Here is a 19,265-nt window from a genome sequence, read left to right as displayed (position 1 = left end):
ACCGGGGCCTGGCGCGCCCGGCCGGTCAGCCCAGGCGCACCCGGTGGCCGCTCAGGTGGTGCAGCACCTGGTGGTTGGCCTCCCAGCCGTCCGGGAAGGCGACCGGGACGCCCAGCTGGACCGGCTCGGTGGACGGGTGCTCGTCCAGCAGCTCGCCGATCCCGGCCCGGGCGACCACGATGCAGGCGTGCCGGTGCCGGGAGGCGAGCACGCACAGCCGGCCGGTCTCCAGGTGGAAGGCCGTCGCGTCGGGCCGCCCGGACAGCGGGTGCAGCACCACCGTGACGTCGTACTCGCGGCCCTGCAGCCGGTTGGCGGTGTCCACCGTGACGGCCGGGCCGGCCGCCTGGTCCACCGGGACGCCCACCTTGAGCAGAGCCGCGCGGACGGCCGCGGCCTGGTCCCGGTGGGCGGTGCCGACCGCGATCCGGTCCGCGGTGAGAGGCGCCTCGCCCTGTTCGGAGCGGGCGGTCAGCCCGCGCTCCAGCAGCCGCCGGACGGTGGCCGCGACGGCCGCCACCGCCTGCGGATCGGTCCGCACGGTGTGCCGGGCGGGCAGCTCCAGCAGCGCCCAGCCGTGCTCGGCGGCCCGGTCGATGGCGGCGTCCAGCGCGCCGCCGTCGGGCCGGACGGCGGCGCTCAGCCGGCGGTCGTCCGGGCCGGTGCCGGAGCGGAACGGCGTGTACGGGTAGAACGCCCGCGAGATCAGCGGCGCCGCGCTGGCCGGCAGCCGCCAGGAGACCGGCAGCCGGTGCGGCTCGATCTGCGGGTTGTGCGCCAGCATGGTGACCACGGCGCTGCTCGACGGGTCGTACGACAGGCCCGCCCACTGCTCGGTGCCGACCACGGTGAACGGGTCCAGCTGGCCCGGGTCGCCGACGAACAGCGCCCGCTCGAACAGCCGGGCCACCGCGAGCAGGGCGTCCGAGCGCATCTGGTACGCCTCGTCGACGATCGCGTGCCGCCACGGCGCCTCGGCCCGTACCCACTGCCACTTGGCCGAGGTGGAGATCACCACGTCGTGCTCGACCAGCTCGGCGACCTTGTCGGAGGGCGTGACGTTGGCGTGCTTCAGCACCTCCGGGCCGGGCCGGGCGTCGGCGGCGTGCAGCCGGCCGATCGTCAGGTCCGGTGCCTTCTCGGCGAGTCGGCCGACCAGGTCGTCCACCTGGCCGTTGGTCTGGGCGACGATCATCAGCCGCTCGCCGGCCTCGACCAGCTCCCGGGCCGCCCGCACCACCAGCGTCGACTTCCCGGCGCCGGGCGGGGAATCGACCACCACGCCGCGCGGGGCGCCGGCCGCCGGGTGGACGGTCGCGGCCAGGATCCGGGCCACGGCGGCGTCGGCGGCCGCGCCCGGTGTCTGCCCGGCGTTCGACTCGGCCATCATTCCCACTCCTCGGAGGCGGACGGGGCGGGTACGGTCGCGGCCCCGGGCGGGCCGCCGTGCGTCCACGGGGTGTCGTCCGGCTCGGGCAGCGGCGCGGACTGGCGGACCGTCAGCTCGAACAGGGTGAAGGTGACCGGATCGCCGGGCTCGGGCAGGCTGCCCGGCTCGGGCTCCTTCCTGCGCCCCATGCCGGACAGTACGCGCAGGGTGATGGTGCCCCCGGCCGGGTCGACGGCCGCGATCTCCGCCTTCTGCGGGGACCGGCCGCCGCCGGCCTCCGGCTGGGGGGACCCCCACACCCGGTGCGCCTCCCGCCCGAGGTCGGCGTGCGGGCGGTCGGCGGTGCGCAGGGTGATCAGCGGGCGCGGCTTGGGGGAGCGGCCGGTGGTGTCGTAGTCCGGCACCACCTCGGTCACCACGCCGCTGAACGCCTCGCCGGACAGCCGGTGTTCGGCCATCGCCAGCGGATCGTCCAGCGCCTCCTGGACGTCCAGCCGGGTCTGCTCGCGTTCGCGCTGGGCGAGCTTGCGGGCGGCCGTGACGGCGTCGTCCTGCCGCGGCTGCGGCGGCTCGCCGGCCGCCAGCCGGTCCCGGTGGCCGGTGTAGGACCAGCGGTCGCCGGTCCAGCGTTCCGCCAGGTGCCCGGCGGGCGGCAGCCCGCGCAGCAGGTCCAGGCCGCGCCAGACGTCCCGCCAGGTGGGCAGCAGCACGGCCGCCAGCACCTCGCGCAACTGCTCGACCGCCGCCCGGACGGCCGCCCGGGCACGCTCGGCGGCGGCCTCGTCGCGCTGCTCGGTGCTGTGCTGGAGGGCGGCCGTGGCGGTGTCGTAGCGGGCGATCGCCGGGGCGAGCACGAACTCGTCGAAGCGCGGATCGGTGGCCGGGCCGGCCGGCGGGTGCAGCAACTGCCCCCGGTCGTCCCGGGCGGACTCGGCGCGCTCGGCCGCCTCGGCACCGGTGAGGCCGTCCGGCGGGGCGTGCCAGGCCAGGTGGGCGGCCAGGTGCTGGTCCTCCAGGTGGCTCTGGCCGGTGGCCCAGTGCCGGGCCAGCAGGCCGGTCATCGGCAGCAGCAGGCTGGTGCCGGGCACCTGGGCGCGGTCGGTGAGGTGGGTCAGCCAGCGGCCGAGCAGCGGCACCCGCACCGGCGCGGGGTACGGCCCCGGCTCGTCGTCCTCGACCGTGCGGCGGAACCGGGTGGAGCGGCCGAGCAGGGCCAGGTGCCGCACGCCCGCGCCGTTCGGCACGATCAGCTGCGGCGCGTCGGCGCACAGCTCGCGGAACACCTGGGTCTTCTCGCCGGTCTCCGGGTCCTTCTCGGAGCCCTCGATCTGCTCCACGTCCTCGGCGAAGGACTCCAGGTACGGCAGCAGGTCGGCGGCCAGCTCGGCCAGGAAGTCGAACCGCAGGGTGCGGTTGAGCGGCTGCGGCACCAGGTGCAGCCGGGGTGCGTCCCGGTCGGTGCCGAGCAGCACCGCCAGCGGCGCGCCGGCCTCACCGGCGGCCGTCAGCGGCACGACCACCATCGGGCGGTCGGACAGGTGCCGGTGCCGGACGGTGGCCAGCGGCTCGGCCCGCCCGCTGCGGACGGCCTCCAGCCGGGCGAGGGTGGTCAGCAGGCTCATGCGTGGCCCGCCGTCGGGGCCTTGCCCAGCGCCTCGGCGCGCAGCGCGGCCGCGTAGGCCAGCCGTCCGGCCGCCTCGTCCACGCCCGCCTCCTCGTCCGCGTCGGCGGTGTCCAGGCCGGTGTCGGCGGCGATGCCGGCTTCGGCGGCGGCCAGGGCCCGCGTCACCGTCCGGATGCTGCCCAGTTCGCCGCGCACACCCCGGCCGAGCTGCTCGACCCGGTCGCCGCAGCGGGCCTGGGCGCGGCAGTGGAAGCCGAGCTCGCAGGTGGAGAGGCAGTCCGGGCCGTACGCGGCGGGCACCGCCTCGACCGAGGCGGCCAGCTCCTCGGCGGAGCGGGCCGGCACGCCCTCCTCGTCCGCCGCCAGGTCGAAGTCGGCGCCCGCCGGCAGCTCCGCCAGCAGCCGCTCGATGCCGGTCATCCGGCTCAGCTGGCGGCGGGTGGTGGCCAGCTCGCGGCGGACGTCGACGGTGACGGCCGTCGGCCGGTTGCCGAAGTCCTTCGGGCAGACCAGCAGCACGATCGACCGGGGGCTGCCGGGCAGCCGCTGCTCGGCGTACGGGTCGGCGTCGAGCGGGTGGCCGGCCAGCGCGGCGGCGGTCCGCTGGAGCGCCAGCACGTACACGGCGGCCTGGCGGGCGGCGGCGCCGACCTTGGCCGGGTCCGCGCCGCCGTCCAGCACCGGGAAGGACTTGATCTCGACCACCGTGCACCGGCCGCCGTGCACCACGACCGCGTCCGGCTCCAGGTAGGCGGTGCCGCCGGCCACGTCCAGGCGCAGCATCGGGTGGTCCAGCAGCGTCCAGGCCTGCGGGTCGGCGGCGGCCCGGGCCAGCGCCTCGACCGTCCGGTCGGCCCGGACGGCGGGACCGGAGCGGTGCAGCAGGTCCGGCACCTGCAAGGGGGTGCCGCCGTCCGCCGGGACGCCGAGGTGGCCGCGCAGCGGCTCCAGCAGCGCGGCGTAGTCGTCCGCCTTCAGCCGGGACTCGAAGATCACGCCGCGGGCGATCGCGAACGGGGACTGCCCGAAGGGCGCGGGGCGGCCGAGCCGGGCGGCCAGCGTCGACTTGTCCACCCCCGCCGCGTCGAGCACGGCGCGGCGGTGGCAGCCCGGATTGGCGGCGAGCGCGGCGAGGGAACGGGCGTTCAGGCTGCGCTGCGGCGCGGGACCGCGCAGTTCGGCGAGCCGCTGGGAGAGCGGCTCAGCGTGCCCGGTGGACGGGACGTTCGTCGAGACGTTCATGGTGCGGCCCAGTGTCGCACCCGGGTCCGACAATGCGGTGCGGACCGGCCTGTTCCGGCCTGAACCGCGCGTGCGTGCCGGACGGGGACACCCCGGGCCCCGGTCGGCCCGGGTGCCGAGACCGTTTCGGCCCGACCCGGCCCGCGATCGTGCCCGCCGTCCGGGTGAGGGATCATGGAACCCGGTGCTCAAGGGTGAGACCGACCGTTGCCACCGCCCCGCTGCGAGGAGCCTGCCATGCCCGCCCGAATCGTGCTGGTCCGCCACGGCGAGACCGAATGGTCGGCCACCGGCCGCCACACCGGCCGCACCGACATCCCGCTGACCGAGGAGGGCCGGGCGATGGCCCGGGCGCTCGGCGCCCGCCTCGCCAAGGCCCCCTGGAACGGGCTGCCGGACGCGCTCGTCTACACCAGTCCGCTCGGCCGCGCCAGGGAGACCTGCGCCCTGGCCGGCTTCGGCGACCGGGCGGTGGATCGTCCGGAGCTCATGGAGTGGGACTACGGCCAGTACGAGGGCCGCACCGGCGCGGACATCCGCGCCACCGACCACCCCGGCTGGCTGATCTGGCGCGACGGCGTGCCCGGCGGCGAGAAGCTCTCCGAGGTGGCCGCCCGGGTGGACGCCTTCCTCGCCGGCCTCAACGAGGAGCACGGCGTCCCCGAGCCGGACACCACCGTCATGCACTGCGCGGACCGGGACGTCGTCCTGTTCGCGCACGGCCACCTGCTGCGCATCCTGACCGCGCGCTGGCTGGGCCTGCCGCCCGAGTTCGCCCAGCGCTTCAAGCTCGGCACCGCCGCGCTCTGCGTGCTCTCCTGGGAGTACGGCGCGCCGGCCGTGGAGGTCTGGAACGACCTCTCCCACCTGGAGGGCCTGGCCACCGGTCACTGACGTCCCGTCAGGACCGGGTGCCTCAGGCGGCCGCCGCCTGGTCGTACCCGGCTAGGAAGTGGCGCACCTCGGTCACGGCGACGTGCGGGCGCAGCCGTTCGGCGGTGTCCGCCAGCATGCTCCGGATCCGGGCCGAGCGGACTTCGCCGAACAGCGCCACGGCGGCCGAACCGTGGTGCGCCGCACCCGCCAGGTCGCCCCGGCCGAGCCGGTCGTGGGCCAGTTCGGCGGTGTACAGCACCCGGTTGCGGACGAAGTGCGGCTTCTGCAGTGCTATGGCCAGCGCGGCCTGCTCGCTGGCGCGGTCCCAGTCGCCGAGCGCGGACCAGCACTGCGACTGCAGGCCGGCGATCTCCGCCTCGCCGAAGAAGGACATCCACTCCGGATCGTCCTCGGAGCGGCCGCGGCCGAACAGCGCGTACGACCGGGCGATCGCGCGTTCGCAGGCGGCGCGGTCCTGCAGCAGCGCCCAGCCGCCGGCCTCCCGCATGGCCAGCAGCGCGAGCAGCCGGGGGGAGTCCAGCTGGCGGGCGGCGACCTGCCCGGCCTGGGCGGCGCGCAGCGCCTCGCGGGGGCGGCCGGCGTCCCGGGCGAGGAAGGCGCTGTTGCAGAACACGTGCGCCTCCAGTGCGGCGTCGCCGGCCATGCGGGCGGTGGCGAGCGCCTCGGCGTAGAGCGAGCGGGCGTCCGCCAGCCGGTTCGAGTCGTGCGCCAACCAGCCCACCGAGATGGCGAGTTCGCCGGCCCCGGCCTGGAGCCGGCGTTCGGTCTCCGCGCTGTACTCGCCCTCGTTGAGCAGCAGGTAGGCGGTGCGCAGCGACTGCCCGGCGCGTTCGAACAGGGTGTCGCCGCCGTGCGCGTCGTCGGCCAGCCGGATCTCCCGGACGGCCTCCTCGACGCCGAGCACCTCGGCGGCGCCGACCTTGCGGGGTGGCGGTACCGGCCCGGGGCGGCCGGGCACGAAGGCGCCGGGGCCGGGCTCGAACAGCACCGGCGCGGCGGGGTCGGCGGCGGCACTGGCGGTGGCCGCGGCGGCGGCCACGGTCGGCCGGTCGATGCCGATCACGGCGGCCAGCGCGGTCGGGCCGCCGGCCAGGAACGTACGGCGACGCACGTCGTCGTTCTCCTCGTCGAGATAGGGCGATCCATCAGGCCCCCGGGGCACCGCGACGGCCCTCGGCCACGGGGGCCTGGTCGGAGCGGCTGGATCCGCGTACGGCGAGGCAGCGTACGGGAGTTGAGTGGAGATTGGTGAGCGCGGGGCGGGCGGGGGCGGGAACGGTGGGTGGAGCGGGGGGGCTTCGGCCCTCCCGCCGGCGCTGTCCGCCGGGCGGCGGCGGACGGCGGTCCGGGGGGAGAAGCCGAGTTCGGTGAGCGTGCGATCCGGCCACATGTGTCGGAAGACCCGCTCGTAGGCGTAGTTGGGGCAGCGGATCTCGCCGGATTCGACCCGCCCGACGTAGCGGGCGTCGCAGGAGACGTGCTCCCCGATCTCCCGGGCCGCCCGGCGCACGGCCATGGCGAACTCGCCGGGTGAGCGGTTGCCGCGCAGTGCGCGCATCACGGCGTTGGGTGACGGGCGGTTCGGCTCGGCCGGTGGGGTGGCTGCCATGGTGCGCTCCGTGGTCGTGCGGAGGGTGGTGGTGCGGGCGCGCGGCCGGCGGCGCCGGAGGTGCGCGGGTGTCGGGTGAGGGGGCGAAGTGCGGGTACGGTCCGGGTGTCGGCACGGTGGTGCGCGACGGTGCGGGAACGGCCCGGTGTGGCCGGTGGGATCGTCGTGACCCGCCACCGACAGTACCGGGCGTGACCGGTCGACCACAGCCGGTTCATGGGAGATGTACCCCCAATTCGGTATAAAGCGGGCGTGGTTGCGGGTTATCCGCCATGAAATGCCATGCCTTGCTGTAAGGCGCCCCGTGGCCTGCGAGGTGTCCGCGGCGTTGTCCTGATACGTGGAAGCCCGGGCCGTCGCCCCGGCCTGTCGTCCGTCCCCGCGGCCCCCACCTCCCGGGCGGCGGCGCTTCCGACCCGACGAGGTACAGGAGGGCCCATGATGGCCACCGGACTGCCGCAGTACCGACCGGCCGCCGGCGGCGTGCTCGCCGGCGCCGCCCCCGCCCTGCTCCCCGACCCGGCCGACGACCGGATCCCCGGCCGGGGCCCGGTCGAAGGCGGACGCGCCCCCCGCGGCGGCCGGCACCCCGGCCACCGCCTCGGCCCGGACCAGGACACCCTCGTCACCACCTGCGACACCGTGACGGTCGCCCTGCGGCACGGCCTGGAGGCGGTGGACATCCTGCGGCTGCGCAGGGCCTGCGGGGCCGTCCTGCAGAGCCGCAACGGCAGCACCGTCACCTTCCTCGTCCCCGCCGGCACCAGCGAGACCTGGCACCTGCCCGGCAGTTCCTGTACCGCCGGCGCCCTGCTGCCGACCGCCACCGACCCACGGTGGGTGATGCCCCCCTCCGGCGCCGCCTGCGCCGCCCGTCCCACCGATGCCTGGGTGCTCCGATCCGCCCTCTGCGAGGCCGCCTGCACGCTCACCGCAGGCGGCCTCGGTCCGTTCTAGCGGGCGTGCCGTGCGGATCCCGCCGGGCCCGCGAGCCTGGCCCGCCCCTCCGGCCGGATCCACCTGGCACGCCCCCCGACCTCCTGACCAGCGAGGCCGCCCCGCCCGGCGGCGATAATGGCGGTCATGGGACGAAGCAGCAGAGCAGCCCGGGGCACGGGCCGCGGCACCGAGCGCGACACCGGGCCGGACGTCACCGGCCCCGGCGGCCGCACCCACGCCCAGGGCCCGCTCACCCGCCCGGTCGGCTCCGGCCTCGCCGAACTGCGCCCCGACCGGGACCGCCCCGCGGCCTGGTCGCTGCTGATCGACGGTGCCCCGCAGTCCATGGTCGACCTCGCCGACCCCACCCACCTCGGCTTCGAGTACCAGCGCCGGCTCGGCCACCTGATCGACCTGGTCGCCCCGCCCGGCCGCCCGCTCACCGTGCTGCACCTCGGCGGCGGCGCCCTCACCCTGGCCCGTTACGTCGCGGCCACCCGGCCCCGCTCCCGCCAGCAGGTCGCCGAGATCGACACCGCGCTCACCGAACTCGTCCGCACCGAGCTGCCGTTGGAGCGCGGCTGGCAGATCAAGGTGCGCGGCGCCGACGCCCGCAGCGTGCTCGAACGCACCCCCGAGGGCAGCGCCGACCTGGTCATCACCGACGTCTTCTCCGGCGCCCGCACCCCGGCCCACTGCACCACCGTCGAGTTCACCGCCCTCGCCGCCCGCGCCCTCGCCCCCGGCGGCTGGTACGCGGCCAACATCGCCGACGGCTCGGCGCTGCCCTTCGCCCGCTCCCAGATCGCCACCCTCGGCGCGGTCTTCCCCGAACTGTGCCTGGTCGCCGACCCGGCCGTCCTGCGCGGCAAGCGCTTCGGCAACCTCGTCCTCGCCGGCGCCCACGCCCCCCTCCCGATCGCCGACCTCACCCGCCGCGTCGCCTCCGACGCCGCCCTCGGCCGGGTCGAACACGGCCCCGCCCTCACCGCGTTCGCCGCCGGGGCCGTCCCCGCCACGGACGCCACCGCCGCCCCCTCCCCGGCCCCGCCCCCGGGCGTCTTCCGCTGACCTCCCGGCCGACTGCCTGACGGGGCGACCGGTTCGCCCCCGGGCGGGCACGCCCGCGGCCGGTGCTGGAACCGTCGCCAGGAGCGTGAGCCCGGTCAGTGCCCGCGCGGCAGGCCGCGGTGCTTGCACATGGCCGCGCCGGTCAGCAGCAGCCCGGCGGCGATCGGCGCGAGGACGGCGGTCGCGGTGGCGGAACCGTCGCCCACGACCGTCACCGTGGCGGTGTCGGCGAGCGCGAGCGTTTCGGACGGTTGGGCGGGTGCGCCGGCCCCGACCGGCGGGGCGGTGGTGGAGCCCGTCCGGTCACGGCCCGTGGCGGGTCCGGCCGCGCTCCGCCCGTCCGGAGCGGTGGCCTCCTGGACCGGGGGCGCGTCGGTCGCCCCGGACGGTCGGGTGGTGGCGGCCGGTGCGGCGGAGCGGCCTCCGGCGGCGCCGGGCCGTGCGGTGGCGGGCAGTTCGGCGGGCCCGCCCTCCCGGGAGGCACGGGTCTCGGCGGGGCGGCCCTGGGTGGGGGCGGTGTCGAGCAGGCCGGAGGCGATCGCGAAGGCGTCGGGGACGGCGGCCCGTTGCCCGGGCAGGGGGAGGCCGCCGGCCCGGATCCGGTCCTGGAAGACGCTGCCGACCGTGCCGGTGGCGCCGTCGATCCCGGCGTCGGGGACGGCGCTGGTCAGTTCCCCGACGAGCCCGGGGGAGGGGCGGTCGGTCTCCTCGGCCGTCGGGCGCCCGGGCTCGTCGGACCGCTCGGCCGACGGCCCGTCGTACGCGGGCCGCCCGGCCTGGGCGGGCCGGCCGGGCGCCGGCCCGCCGGCCAGGGTGCGGCGGACGGCGGGTCGGGTCTGGTCCGGCAGCGGGTCGGCGCAGGCGCCCTGCGCGCCGAAGCCCCCGAGTTGGGCGAGGAGGGCGCCACCGGCGGCGAGGACGCGGGGCAGCCACCGGCCGATCGCGCGCCGTGCGCCGACGCCGCGGGGGGCGGGTTCCTGGGGCTTGGTCGCGTGATTGGCTCGCATGTGAGTTGAGAACGAGCGGACGGGCCGTGAGGTCACGCCCGCCGTCACGGACAGTCATCGCACGGGTGGCCCCGGGGCCGGGTTGCCCGGGGCCACCGGCCGTGGCGCGGTCAGGAGTTGGGGCGCAGCGTCCAGGTGACGGTCATCACACCGGTGACGGCGCCGTCGGCGCGGGTGATCTCGACGGTGACCGGGAACTCGGGGCGGCCGCCGGCGTCCAGCTCGGCGACGACCTCGGCGGCGGGGCGGCCGAGGAGGGCGGTGGCGGTGACCTCGCCCATGGCGAGCTTCTTGTAGGCGATCTCGGCGTTCACCGCGAGCGGCACGGCCCGGGAGAGCTGGTCGCCGAAGGCGGCGAGCACGATGCAGCCGCTGGCGGACTCGGCGAGGGTGAACATCGCGCCGGCGTGCGGTCCGCCGACGTGGTTGTGGTACGCGGGCTGGTCGGGCAGTCGCAGCACGGCGCGGTCCGCGGTGGTCTCCAGGTACTCCAGCTTGAGGGTGTGCGCCATCGGCACGGTGGAGTCGAGCTGCTGGCCGATCGAAGGTGTGGTCATGGCAGGAATGTTACTAGCCGGTAGCTTCTGGTGGCAGGCCTGCGCCGGGAAAACCCGAACCACGGCGGGCAGTTGAGGGAGCGCGAAAACGCCTGAGGGGCCGATCTCTCGAAGAGATCGGCCCCTCAGGCTCTGGGGTGAGTGACGGGACTTGAACCCGCGGCCACCTGGACCACAACCAGGTGCTCTACCAACTGAGCTACACCCACCATCTGTCCGGCTCGTTCCCGCTTCCGCGTTCCCGTTCCGACAGGAAGAACTCTACAGGATCCGAGAGGGTGCTCGCGCCAGGCTTTCGTCCAGGCGAACGCGGGCACCTCCCCCGGGCTCCCCGGGTCAGCCCTCCGAGGCCTGGTACTTCTCGGCGATGGCGCGCGCGGTGTCGGTGTCCGGTCCGGGCTGCGGGACGAACACCGCCTCGCGGTAGTACCGCAGTTCGTCGATGCTCTCGCGGATGTCGGCGAGCGCCCGGTGGTTGCCGCCCTTCTGCGGGCTGTTGTAGTACGCCTTCGGGTACCAGCGGCGGGCCAGCTCCTTGATCGAGGAGACGTCCACGATCCGGTAGTGCAGGTGCTTCTCCAGGGCCGGCATGTCCCGGGCGAGGAAGCCGCGGTCGGTGGCCACCGAGTTCCCGCACAGCGGCGTCCGGCCGGCCTCCGGCACGTGCTCGCGGATGTACGCGAGCACCCGCGCCTCGGCCTCGGCCAGCGTCACGCCCTGCTCCAGCTCCTCCAGCAGGCCGGAGGAGGTGTGCATCGCGCGCACCACCTCGGGCATGCCCGCCAGCGCCTCCGCCGGCGGGCGGATGATGACGTCCACACCCTCGCCGAGGATGTTGAGCTCGGAGTCCGTCACCAGTGCCGCGACCTCGACCAGGGCGTCCTGGTCGAGGTCGAGGCCGGTCATTTCACAGTCGATCCATACCAAACGGTCATTCACACAACTCACCCTACGGCGCGATCACGCGCCGCGGGGACCGGCGGAGCCGAGCGGGGCTCCGGGGCACAGCCCTCGGCCTGGTGCTCCTCCGCGCCGCCGTGCGGGCCGTGGCCGTCCGGCCGCTCGCCCTCCCGCCCGGTCCGGACCGCGTGGCCGTCCCGGGTCGGACGGGCCTCGCGCGCGGCCCGGGCGCCATCGGTCGCCGCCGCCCGGCCGCCCTGCGGACGGGCCTGCGGCACCCGCGCCTGCCGGCCCCGGAGCTCGCCCGCCCCGGTCGTCGGCTGCCCGGTGGGGGCGGGGGCCGGTACCCGGCCGCTCGCCGAGCCGTGACCGCGGGCGGAGCCCGCCGCGGCACCCGGTTCGTCCGCGGGCCGTTCGACCGCACTGCGGTGCCCCTGCCCCTGGCCGCGCGCCCCCGGCTGGGGGTGGCCGTCCTCCGCCGCCGCGTGCTCCGCGGTGCGCGGCGGACGCCCCGCCCCCGACCCCGCCTGCGGCGGCACCAGCGGCGACCGAACCGGACCGCGCCCCGTACCCTGCTGCCCGGGGTGCGGCTGCTGCGCGGCCTGCTGGTGCGGGTACGGCTGCCCGGCACGGGCGTGGAAGGCCCGGTCGGCCGGCGTCCCGGCCTGCCCCGGTGCGAACGGGCCGGGTTGGCCGTGCGGGCCCGGCTGCCCCGCCGCGGCCGGCGACGCGCCGTGCGGCAGCGGCTGGCCGTGCGGGCCGACCTGCGCCGGTGCGCCGTTCCCGGCCGGGAACGGGTACGCGGGCTGCGCGCCGTGCTGCGTGCCGTGCGCCCCGCCGAACATCGCCGCGCCCGCCGCGGACCCGGCCGCCGCGTGCGGCAGGGCACCGGGCAGCCGCAGGTCGCCGCCGTGCGGACCGGTCGGCACCGCCGACTGCGGCCCGGGCCGACGCGCCCGGTAGCTGGTCCGGTACGCGGCCGGCGAGACCCCGAGCTGGCGGCGGAAGTGCCCGCGCAGCGCCACCGGCGAACGGAACCCGCACCGGCGGGCGACGTCGTCCACCGACAGCTCCGAGGTCTCCAGCAGCCGCTGCGCCTGGAGCACCCGCTGGGTGATCAGCCACTGCAGCGGCGCGCTGCCGGTGAGCGTGCGGAACCGCCGGTCGAAGGTGCGTCGGCTCATGTACGCGCGGGCCGCCAGCACCTCGACGTCGAACTGCTGGTTGAGGTTCTCCAGCGCCCAGGTGACAACCTCGGCCAGCGGGTCGTTGCCGATCTCTTCAGGTAAAGACTGATCGATGTACTGGGCCTGTCCGCCGCCGCTGCGACGGCTCGGGACCACCAGGCGGCGGGCCAGCGCGTTGGCCGCCTCGGCGCCGTGGTCGCTGCGCACCACGTGCAGGCACAGGTCGATGCCGGCGGCGGTGCCGGCCGAGGTGAGCACGTCGCCGTCGTCGACGAAGAGCTCGCGCGGGTCCACGTGCACCCGGGGGTAGCGCTTGGCCAGCGTCGGCGCGTACATCCAGTGGGTGGTCGCCGGACGGCCGTCGAGCAGGCCGGCGGCGGCCAGGACGAAGGCGCCGGTGCAGAGCCCGATGATCCGCGCGCCCTCGTGGTGGGCCTTGCGCAGGGCGGTGATCGCCTCGACCGGCGGCGGCTGCGAGATCGAGCGCCAGGCCGGTACGACGATCGTGCCGGCCCGGGCGAGGGCCTCCAGACCGTACGGAGCGGAGAGGGTGAGGCCGCCGGTGGTGGCGAGCGGGCCGTCCTCGCCGGCGCAGACCAGCAGCCGGTAGCGCGGCACCCCGGCGTCCTGGCGGTCGACGCCGAAGACGGACAGCGGGATCGAGCTCTCGAAGATCGGGGCGCCGCCGAAGATCAGCACCGCGACGGTCTCCCGGCGGCGGCGGCCGGAGAGCTTGCGCGGGGCGGAGACCGTCATCGGGGTCGACGAGCCGTTCGCGCCCGGGCCACTGCCGTGGCCCAGCGGGCCGTGGCCGGGGGAGCCCAGGGGGAGGCCGGCGAGCGGGCCGCCCAGGGAGCCGGCGGGGGCCCCGTTCAGGCCAGGGGTGCCGTTCGCCCCGTTCGCGCCGATCGCGCCGTTCGTCGCGCCCGCCCCCGGGTAGCCGAGGTAGGACGGGAAGTCGGCGCCGTAGGCCTGCGCCGGACTGACGGCGCCTCGGCTGACGGACTGTCCGGAGTGCGCCTGCTGACCGCCGTGTACTGCTCCGCCGTGTGCCGACCCGCCGTGTGCCGACCCGCCGTACGCCGACCCGCTGTACGCCTGCCCTCCGTACGCGGGACCGCCGTACGCCTGCCCGCCGTGTGCCGCTCCGCCGTGCTCTGCGGCCGTCGCCGGGGTGCCGGTGGCGGCGGTGCCGGGGGAGGGCACTGCGGGGTACGAGGAGTGCGAGGCGGCGCCCGGGGTGCCGGAGTTGCGGGTGGTGGCGGCGGTCGCGGAGGTGCCGGTACTTCTCGCGGACCGAGCCGCGATACCGGCCGCCGCCTGGCCGCTGTCAGGACCCGCGTCGCTCCTGCTCACCCTGCTCAAGGCGCTCAAGCCCCCTCGGTGGTGTGGTGTGGGTGGTGCGGCACTGCTCGCCAAGATCGAAATCTATCGGGTTGACCATTGCCGTTGTGACAAGTTCACCATCCGACGCTATGTCGACATGGCAATTTGGCGTGATGCATTCGATCACGAAGCGTGGCACCCGTCGACCCTTCTGGGAAGAGGGCCGGTGCAACGGTGGCTGGTTGTCGAGGGGCCGGTCCTGGGGCGTCCGGCCCGCGCGCGCCCGGTCGGCGGGTCTGGGCTGCGGATTTGCCCAAGCGGGAGGGATTGGCGCGAAATTGACCGAAAATCGGCGGTGCACGAGAGGGCGCACGAAATGAGCTCGTGCGCCTCCCAGGCTTCATCCGGCCAGGGCCGGGGCGGCGAAACCGGGGCGTGACGTCCGGGTTACCGTCCTGCCGTGAACACCAACAGCCGGCTCGAACAGGCCAACGACAATGCCGCCGCCTTCTGGCTGGCCCAAGCCCGCGTGCACGGCTGGCGGTTCCGCACCCGCCCGGGCTTGACGGCGGTCCGCTGCGCCCGCACCCCGGAGGACTCGCACCGCTTCGTGGTCACCAGCCCGTATGTCGAATCAGCGCTGGTGGAAAGGGAGTTGGCGGACATCCTGAAGGAGTGGGAGACCATCTGCTTCACCCTGGAGGACCCGTACGGCGCACTCGACCTGACCCGGTTCGGCGCCACCCGGATGCCGGTCATGCCGGTGATGACCCGTGAACCCGGCCCGGTCGACGGCGTCCCGGCGGTCCTCCCCTTCCTCTCGGAGGCGCACGGCGGCGGCTCCCTGACGGTCGATGAGGCGCTGGACGGCGAGGCGTTCGCGCAGGTCGAGCGCGCGATCGTGGACGGCTTCCCGCTGCCCGCCCGGCAGCCCTGGACCCGTGGCGAAGCGCTCCCGGAACAGCTCCTGCACGAACCCGGGCTCCGGGCCTGGCTGGGCCGCGTCGACGGCGCCACCGCCGGCACCTGCCTCACCTACGACGACGGCCAGGCCACCGGGGTGTACTGGGTCGCCACCCTGCCCGGCCGGCGCGGTCAGGGCGTGGCCCGTGCCGTGCTCCAGACCGCCCTGGCCCATGCGCGCCCCGACCGCCCGGCCACCCTGGTCGCCACGTCGCTCGGCGAACCGCTCTACCGCAAGCTCGGGTTCACCGAGCAGGCCCGCACCTGCTGGTGGACCCGGACCTCCGCGCACGGCTGACGGCCGGGCCGCCCCGCGGCGGGTCGTCGCCAGGTGTGGGTCGGGTCGCCAGGTGCGGTGCGCTGCGGTGCGGTGCGGTGCGCTGCGCTGCGCTGCGCTGCGGTGGGGTGCGGTGGGGTGTGTGAAGGGCGTGCGGGGCGAGGTGCGCGAGGTGGCGCTTTCAAGCAGGGCGCTACGGGGCGGCCGCCGCCGGTGCCACGGCGAACGTGGTCCGCGCGGGCCCAGCCCCATCCTCCTTCCTGCGGACGGCCGTTGGGCGCGCCGCCGCGGCGGGGCGCAGCACGCTCGCCCCAGGGTCCGCTGCCGGGTTCGCGCCGGGGATCAGGCCAGGACGGCTGTCGGCGACCACGGCAAACCCGCCGGTTCGGTTTCGGACATCCGACCCCGCCGTCGAACCATCGGGGGCACTCGCCGTTCCGGCGTTCACGGCAGCAGGCGCGAACGGGCCGTCAGGAGCGCATCCCGCCAGCTGCGCGCCTGTGCGCGCGCTGGCGAGCGCCCCCGCGCGCACCGGTACGCCACTGGCCCGCCGTTGGACCGGTCCGCCCGCGCGCAGGCCCGGCCGGGCCGACGGCGCGCCGCGTGCGGCGAGCACCTGGCCGACGGCCTCCGGCAGACCGGCCGCCTTCAGCGTCGGCCGGTAGCCGCTCTCGGCCCAGGGCCGGCCGTGGTGCAGCCAGACGCTGCGCAGGCCGGCCAGTTCGGCGCCGGCGATGTCCGCGGGCGCGTGGTCCCCGACCATCCAGGTGTGCGCGGCCCACGTCCCGGTGGGCGCGACACCGCACCGCTGGGCGGCTATCTCGAAGATCAGCGGATCCGGTTTGACGCAGTCGGCCTCCTCGGAGATGACCCAGCCGTCGACCAGCGGCCCCAGCCCGGTCAGCCGGATCTTTTCCAACTGCGGCCGGGTGCCGCCGTTGCTGACGATGCCGAGGGTCCACCCGGCCGCCCGTGCCGCCCGCAGCGCTTCGACGTGTCCGGGCGGGCAGTGGATGTGGGAGTTGATGCCGCGTCGGTAGTGGGCGAGCAGGAACTCGGCGGAGACGTCCAACCCGTAGCGGCGCCGGACGGCGGACAGTACGGTGCTGCGCGGCACGTAGCCGCCGCCGTCGAGCGTGACGAACCAGTCGAGGTCTCCGGGCGGCAGGTCGCGCTCGGAGAGAAAATCCTGAGCCCAGGCCCGGAAAGCGGCGTCCCTGGGGAGCAGCGTGTTGTCGAGGTCGAACAGGAGCAGGGGCATACCGAGCATGGTGCCAGCGGCCGCGCCTATGCACCTGGCAAATGCCAGACCGCGTCGCGAAGCCGTACGTAGTGGCTGAAACGGGTTCCAGGACCCGGCGTACGGGTGGGTCCGGGAGGGCCGGCTGAGGCTGGCGGGACGTGACGGTTCGCGACGTGTCGCAACGGATCGTCGCCGATCCATGACAGTCCGGTCACGGTGTCCGGCAGGCCTGTTGCGCCGCCCGGTCCGCTCAGTCAAGCTCCAGGGAACCTCCTTTCTGGAGGGGGCGCGTGGCCTGCGGGCAGGGCGCACTGCCGACGGCGGGCGCATCCTCCTTTCGCGGGAACAATGCCGCTCCGAGGCCTCACCGCTGGGCTGGGCCTCACACCCGTCGTACTCTGAAAGGAACAGGTCACATACGGTGCTGCGCGGCGCAGACCGACGTCATCCCGTGGGCGGGCCTGCTGCCCGGGCGGCGTTGTCCTCTCCTGTCGGCCCCTCTCCCATGAAGAGCCGTGAGCCATGGCTGGTTTTGAGTCCTTCCGACCGGTGGAGCCGGACGCGCCCCGCGACGCGGGCGCAGACACCGGAGACGACGGCGGCCGCGCGGACCTCGCTCCAGCCGACGGTGACGCCGATGTATCGGGTCGCCTGCCCGCCAGCAGGCAGGCCGATGGCCAGGCCGACGCCCAGGCCGACGAGCCGGGCTGCGTACCGGCCGACGAGCACCGGGGCGAGCGTGGGGGCGAGAGGGCTGATGACCGTGTCGACGAGCACGCCGGCGAGCGGGTTGGCGGCGAGCGGGTCGGCGACGCCGCTGCCCAGCGAGCCGACGAACCGGCTGGCACCTCAGGCGTCGCTGGTACCGCCGATCGCATCCCGGGCGCCGAGGAGGCCGGCCCGGAGCCGGGCGCTCCCCGGGGCCTCGTGCGCGCCCTGTACGGCCTGGTCCGACGGGGCGGCCGAGCCCGGCACGACCGTCCAGGGCCTCGCCAGCGGCGTGGCGGGCACCCGGCCGACCCCGCAGGGTCTCCGGTGACGGGCCGCCTGGGCCCGGGCGCCGAACGCCCGGAGGCGTCCGGCCTGCCCGGCGCGCACACCGAGTCGACGGCCGGGGACGCGTCCGCACGCTCCCTCGACCCGGTCTTCCAGCACGGCGTGGTCGTCGGCTTCGACGGCTCCCTGTCGAGCGAGCGCGCCCTCGCGTACGCGGTGGGCATGGCGCGCCGTTCGCAGTGCGGCCTGGTGATCGTGCACGTCGCCAACCGCCTGCCCGCCACTGTCTGGGCAGGCTGTGAACCTCCCGTCTTCGTCGACCTCCCCGACCACCGGACCGAGGTCCTGGGTCTGGAGCTCGCCTGCGCGGACTTCCTCACCGGGGTGCCGTGGATCCTGATCGAGCGGGGCGGCGACATCTGCCACGAGATCGAGGAGGTCGGCCGCGAGTACGCCGCCGACGCGATCGTCGTCGGCACGACGCACGGCCTGCTCGGCAAGATCTTCGGCTCGGTCTCCGGGCGGCTGGCGCGGCGGGCCAACCGCCCGGTGATCGTGATTCCCTGACGTTCCGTCGGGCGTCGCCTTTCGGCGCCCGGAGACGTCTCCCCGTTGTCGGCCGATGGTGTCGGCCGATGGTGTCGGCCGTCGATGGTGTCGATCGCCCCGTCGGCGTCGGCCCGCTCCTCTGCGTCAGGCGCTCCTCAACACCGCCTGAGGAGCCGGGCGTTGCTCCGGTGGGGCCGGATCAGAACCCGGCGCCGATCTCCCGGGCGATGAGCATGCGCTGAACCTCCGATGTGCCCTCCCCGATTTCCAGGATCTTGCAGTCGCGCCAGAAGCGGGCGACCGGGAACTCGTTCATGAAGCCGTACCCGCCGTGGATCTGGGTCGCCTCGCGGGCGTTGTCGACGGCGGCCTCGGACGAGTACAGCTTCGCGATCGCGGCCTCCTTCTTGAACGGTTCGCCGTGCAGCAGCCGGGAGGCGGCGTCCCGCCAGGCCAGGCGGGAGGTGTGGGCGCGCAGCTCCATGTCGGCGAGCTTGAACTGGATGGCCTGGTTGGCGCCGATCGGCCGGCCGAAGGCCCGGCGCGTGCCGGCGTACTTGACGGACTCGTCGACGCACCCCTGGGCCAGGCCGGTGGCCAGGGCCGCGATCGCGATGCGGCCCTCGTCGAGGATCCGCAGGAACTGGGCGTAGCCTCGGCCACGCTCGCCCAGCAGGTTGGCCGCGGGAACACGGCAGTCGGTAAAGGACAGTTCGCGGGTGTCGGATGCGTTCCACCCGACCTTCGAGTACTTCTTCGATACCTGGAACCCCGGGGTCCCGGTGGGCACGATGATGGAAGAGATTTCGCGCGTTGGCGAGCGGAATTCGCCTTCTTCACTCGAACGAGCGATCGGTTCCGTGAGTGCGGTGACGGTGACCAGACCGGTGATGTCCGTGCCGGAGTTGGTGATGAAGCACTTGGTGCCGTTGATGACCCACTCGTCGGTGGTCTCGTCGTACCGCGCGGTCGTGCGGGTCGCGCCGGCGTCCGAGCCGCCCTCGGGCTCGGTCAGGCCGAAGGCACCGAGGAGTTCGCCGGAGGTCAGCCGGGGCAGCCACTCGCGCTTCTGCTCCTCCGTCCCGAACCGGTGGATCGGCATCGCGCCGAGCGAGACGGCCGCCTCCAGGGTGATCGCCACCGAGGAGTCGACCCGGGCGAGTTCCTCCAGGGCGATGCCCAGTGCGAAGTAGTCGCCGCCCATGCCGCCGTACTCCTCCGGGAAGGGCAGGCCGAACAGGCCCATGCGCCCCATCTCGCGGACGATCTCGTAGGGGAACTCCTCCCGCTCGTAGAACCCGCCGATCTTCGGCGCCACCACGTCCTGGGCGAACTCGGCGACGGTGCGCCGCAGTTCCTCGTACTCGCTGCTGAGCCGGTGGTCGAACACGGTGATCCTCCTGGAGCCCGGCCGGGGTGGCCGCGGGCGTGAGCGGGGCGACCGGCGTCCGTCTGACGGTGTGACGGTCGCACGGTGTGATTGGGCGG

The 19,265-nt window shown here is 75.5% G+C and carries 16 protein-coding genes, 1 tRNA gene and 1 pseudogene; 5 read left to right on the top strand and 13 right to left on the bottom strand.

Features of this window, described 5'->3' with window-relative positions:
• Positions 1-25: 25 nt before the first annotated feature.
• The 3 genes from ABT015_RS24630 to ABT015_RS24620 are packed head-to-tail and all read right to left on the bottom strand — an operon-like array spanning position 26 to position 4,256.
• Positions 26-1,387: an AAA family ATPase gene (locus ABT015_RS24630; protein WP_502897390.1), complete on the bottom strand. Its 1,362-nt coding sequence runs from the start codon at positions 1,385-1,387 to the stop codon at positions 26-28.
• The gene (locus ABT015_RS24625) at positions 1,387-3,012 is read right to left on the bottom strand and encodes a hypothetical protein (RefSeq protein ID WP_350882560.1); all 1,626 of its coding nucleotides are present in this window, start codon (positions 3,010-3,012) and stop codon (positions 1,387-1,389) included. The genes ABT015_RS24630 and ABT015_RS24625 overlap by 1 nt, the downstream gene beginning before the upstream one ends.
• Positions 3,009-4,256, bottom strand: coding sequence for a hypothetical protein (locus ABT015_RS24620; RefSeq protein ID WP_350882558.1), 1,248 nt, complete (start codon positions 4,254-4,256; stop codon positions 3,009-3,011). The genes ABT015_RS24625 and ABT015_RS24620 overlap by 4 nt, the downstream gene beginning before the upstream one ends.
• 237 nt (positions 4,257-4,493) lie before the next feature.
• On the opposite strand from ABT015_RS24620, the gene ABT015_RS24615 reads away from it, so the two are divergent.
• On the top strand, positions 4,494-5,150 hold the full coding sequence (locus ABT015_RS24615) for a histidine phosphatase family protein (RefSeq protein WP_350882557.1): 657 nt from the start codon (positions 4,494-4,496) through the stop codon (positions 5,148-5,150).
• A 22-nt stretch (positions 5,151-5,172) separates the two neighbouring features.
• Here ABT015_RS24615 and ABT015_RS24610 read toward each other — a convergent pair whose 3' ends face one another.
• Entirely contained in the window at positions 5,173-6,762 is a 1,590-nt protein-coding gene (locus ABT015_RS24610; protein WP_350882555.1) for an NsdA family TPR-like regulatory protein, read from the bottom strand.
• A 438-nt stretch (positions 6,763-7,200) separates the two neighbouring features.
• On the opposite strand from ABT015_RS24610, the gene ABT015_RS24605 reads away from it, so the two are divergent.
• Together ABT015_RS24605 and ABT015_RS24600 are read left to right on the top strand one after the other, a co-directional pair.
• Positions 7,201-7,719, top strand: coding sequence for a hypothetical protein (locus ABT015_RS24605; RefSeq protein WP_350882553.1), 519 nt, complete (start codon positions 7,201-7,203; stop codon positions 7,717-7,719).
• A gap of 117 nt (positions 7,720-7,836) precedes the next feature.
• Positions 7,837-8,772, top strand: a complete 936-nt coding sequence (locus ABT015_RS24600; RefSeq protein WP_350882551.1) for a spermidine synthase — start codon at positions 7,837-7,839, stop codon at positions 8,770-8,772.
• Between the two features lie 95 nt (positions 8,773-8,867).
• Here the strand turns inward: ABT015_RS24600 and ABT015_RS24595 are convergent, their stop codons facing one another.
• The 5 genes and pseudogenes from ABT015_RS24595 to ABT015_RS24575 form a co-directional block, all read right to left on the bottom strand.
• Entirely contained in the window at positions 8,868-9,779 is a 912-nt protein-coding gene (locus ABT015_RS24595; protein ID WP_350882549.1) for a hypothetical protein, read from the bottom strand.
• A 110-nt stretch (positions 9,780-9,889) separates the two neighbouring features.
• Complete coding sequence (locus tag ABT015_RS24590; protein WP_350882547.1) at positions 9,890-10,336, bottom strand: DUF4442 domain-containing protein; 447 nt, start codon at positions 10,334-10,336, stop codon at positions 9,890-9,892.
• A gap of 133 nt (positions 10,337-10,469) precedes the next feature.
• Positions 10,470-10,545: transfer RNA gene (locus ABT015_RS24585), tRNA-His, on the bottom strand.
• Positions 10,546-10,672: 127 nt separating this feature from the next.
• Entirely contained in the window at positions 10,673-11,275 is a 603-nt protein-coding gene (gene orn, locus ABT015_RS24580) for an oligoribonuclease (protein ID WP_350882546.1), read from the bottom strand.
• Between the two features lie 901 nt (positions 11,276-12,176).
• Positions 12,177-13,179 (bottom strand): annotated as a pseudogene (locus ABT015_RS24575) (helix-turn-helix domain-containing protein); the annotation flags it as partial.
• A 1,030-nt stretch (positions 13,180-14,209) separates the two neighbouring features.
• Here ABT015_RS24575 and ABT015_RS24570 point away from each other — a divergent pair.
• Positions 14,210-15,010: a GNAT family N-acetyltransferase gene (locus ABT015_RS24570; protein ID WP_350882545.1), complete on the top strand. Its 801-nt coding sequence runs from the start codon at positions 14,210-14,212 to the stop codon at positions 15,008-15,010.
• Positions 15,011-15,182: 172 nt separating this feature from the next.
• Here the strand turns inward: ABT015_RS24570 and ABT015_RS24565 are convergent, their stop codons facing one another.
• The 3 genes from ABT015_RS24565 to ABT015_RS24555 form a co-directional block, all read right to left on the bottom strand.
• Entirely contained in the window at positions 15,183-16,250 is a 1,068-nt protein-coding gene (locus ABT015_RS24565) for an HAD family hydrolase (protein ID WP_350882543.1), read from the bottom strand.
• A gap of 426 nt (positions 16,251-16,676) precedes the next feature.
• The gene (locus tag ABT015_RS24560) at positions 16,677-17,009 is read right to left on the bottom strand and encodes a hypothetical protein (RefSeq protein WP_350882541.1); all 333 of its coding nucleotides are present in this window, start codon (positions 17,007-17,009) and stop codon (positions 16,677-16,679) included.
• 72 nt (positions 17,010-17,081) lie between these two features.
• Positions 17,082-17,243 carry a hypothetical protein gene (locus ABT015_RS24555; protein WP_350882539.1) on the bottom strand — a complete coding sequence of 54 codons (162 nt, stop codon included), beginning with the start codon at positions 17,241-17,243 and terminating at the stop codon, positions 17,082-17,084.
• A 72-nt stretch (positions 17,244-17,315) separates the two neighbouring features.
• Here ABT015_RS24555 and ABT015_RS24550 point away from each other — a divergent pair, with 72 nt between their 5' ends.
• On the top strand, positions 17,316-17,795 hold the full coding sequence (locus ABT015_RS24550) for a universal stress protein (protein WP_350882661.1): 480 nt from the start codon (positions 17,316-17,318) through the stop codon (positions 17,793-17,795).
• Between the two features lie 181 nt (positions 17,796-17,976).
• Here the strand turns inward: ABT015_RS24550 and ABT015_RS24545 are convergent, their stop codons facing one another.
• Entirely contained in the window at positions 17,977-19,167 is a 1,191-nt protein-coding gene (locus tag ABT015_RS24545; protein ID WP_063349303.1) for an acyl-CoA dehydrogenase family protein, read from the bottom strand.
• Between the last annotated feature and the right edge of the window lie 98 nt (positions 19,168-19,265).

The organism is Kitasatospora sp. NPDC094016, assembly GCF_040304045.1.
In the GTDB taxonomy this organism is placed as follows: domain Bacteria; phylum Actinomycetota; class Actinomycetes; order Streptomycetales; family Streptomycetaceae; genus Kitasatospora.
Note: the sequence above shows the minus strand (reverse complement) of the source record. Positions and strands in the feature narration are given on the sequence as shown.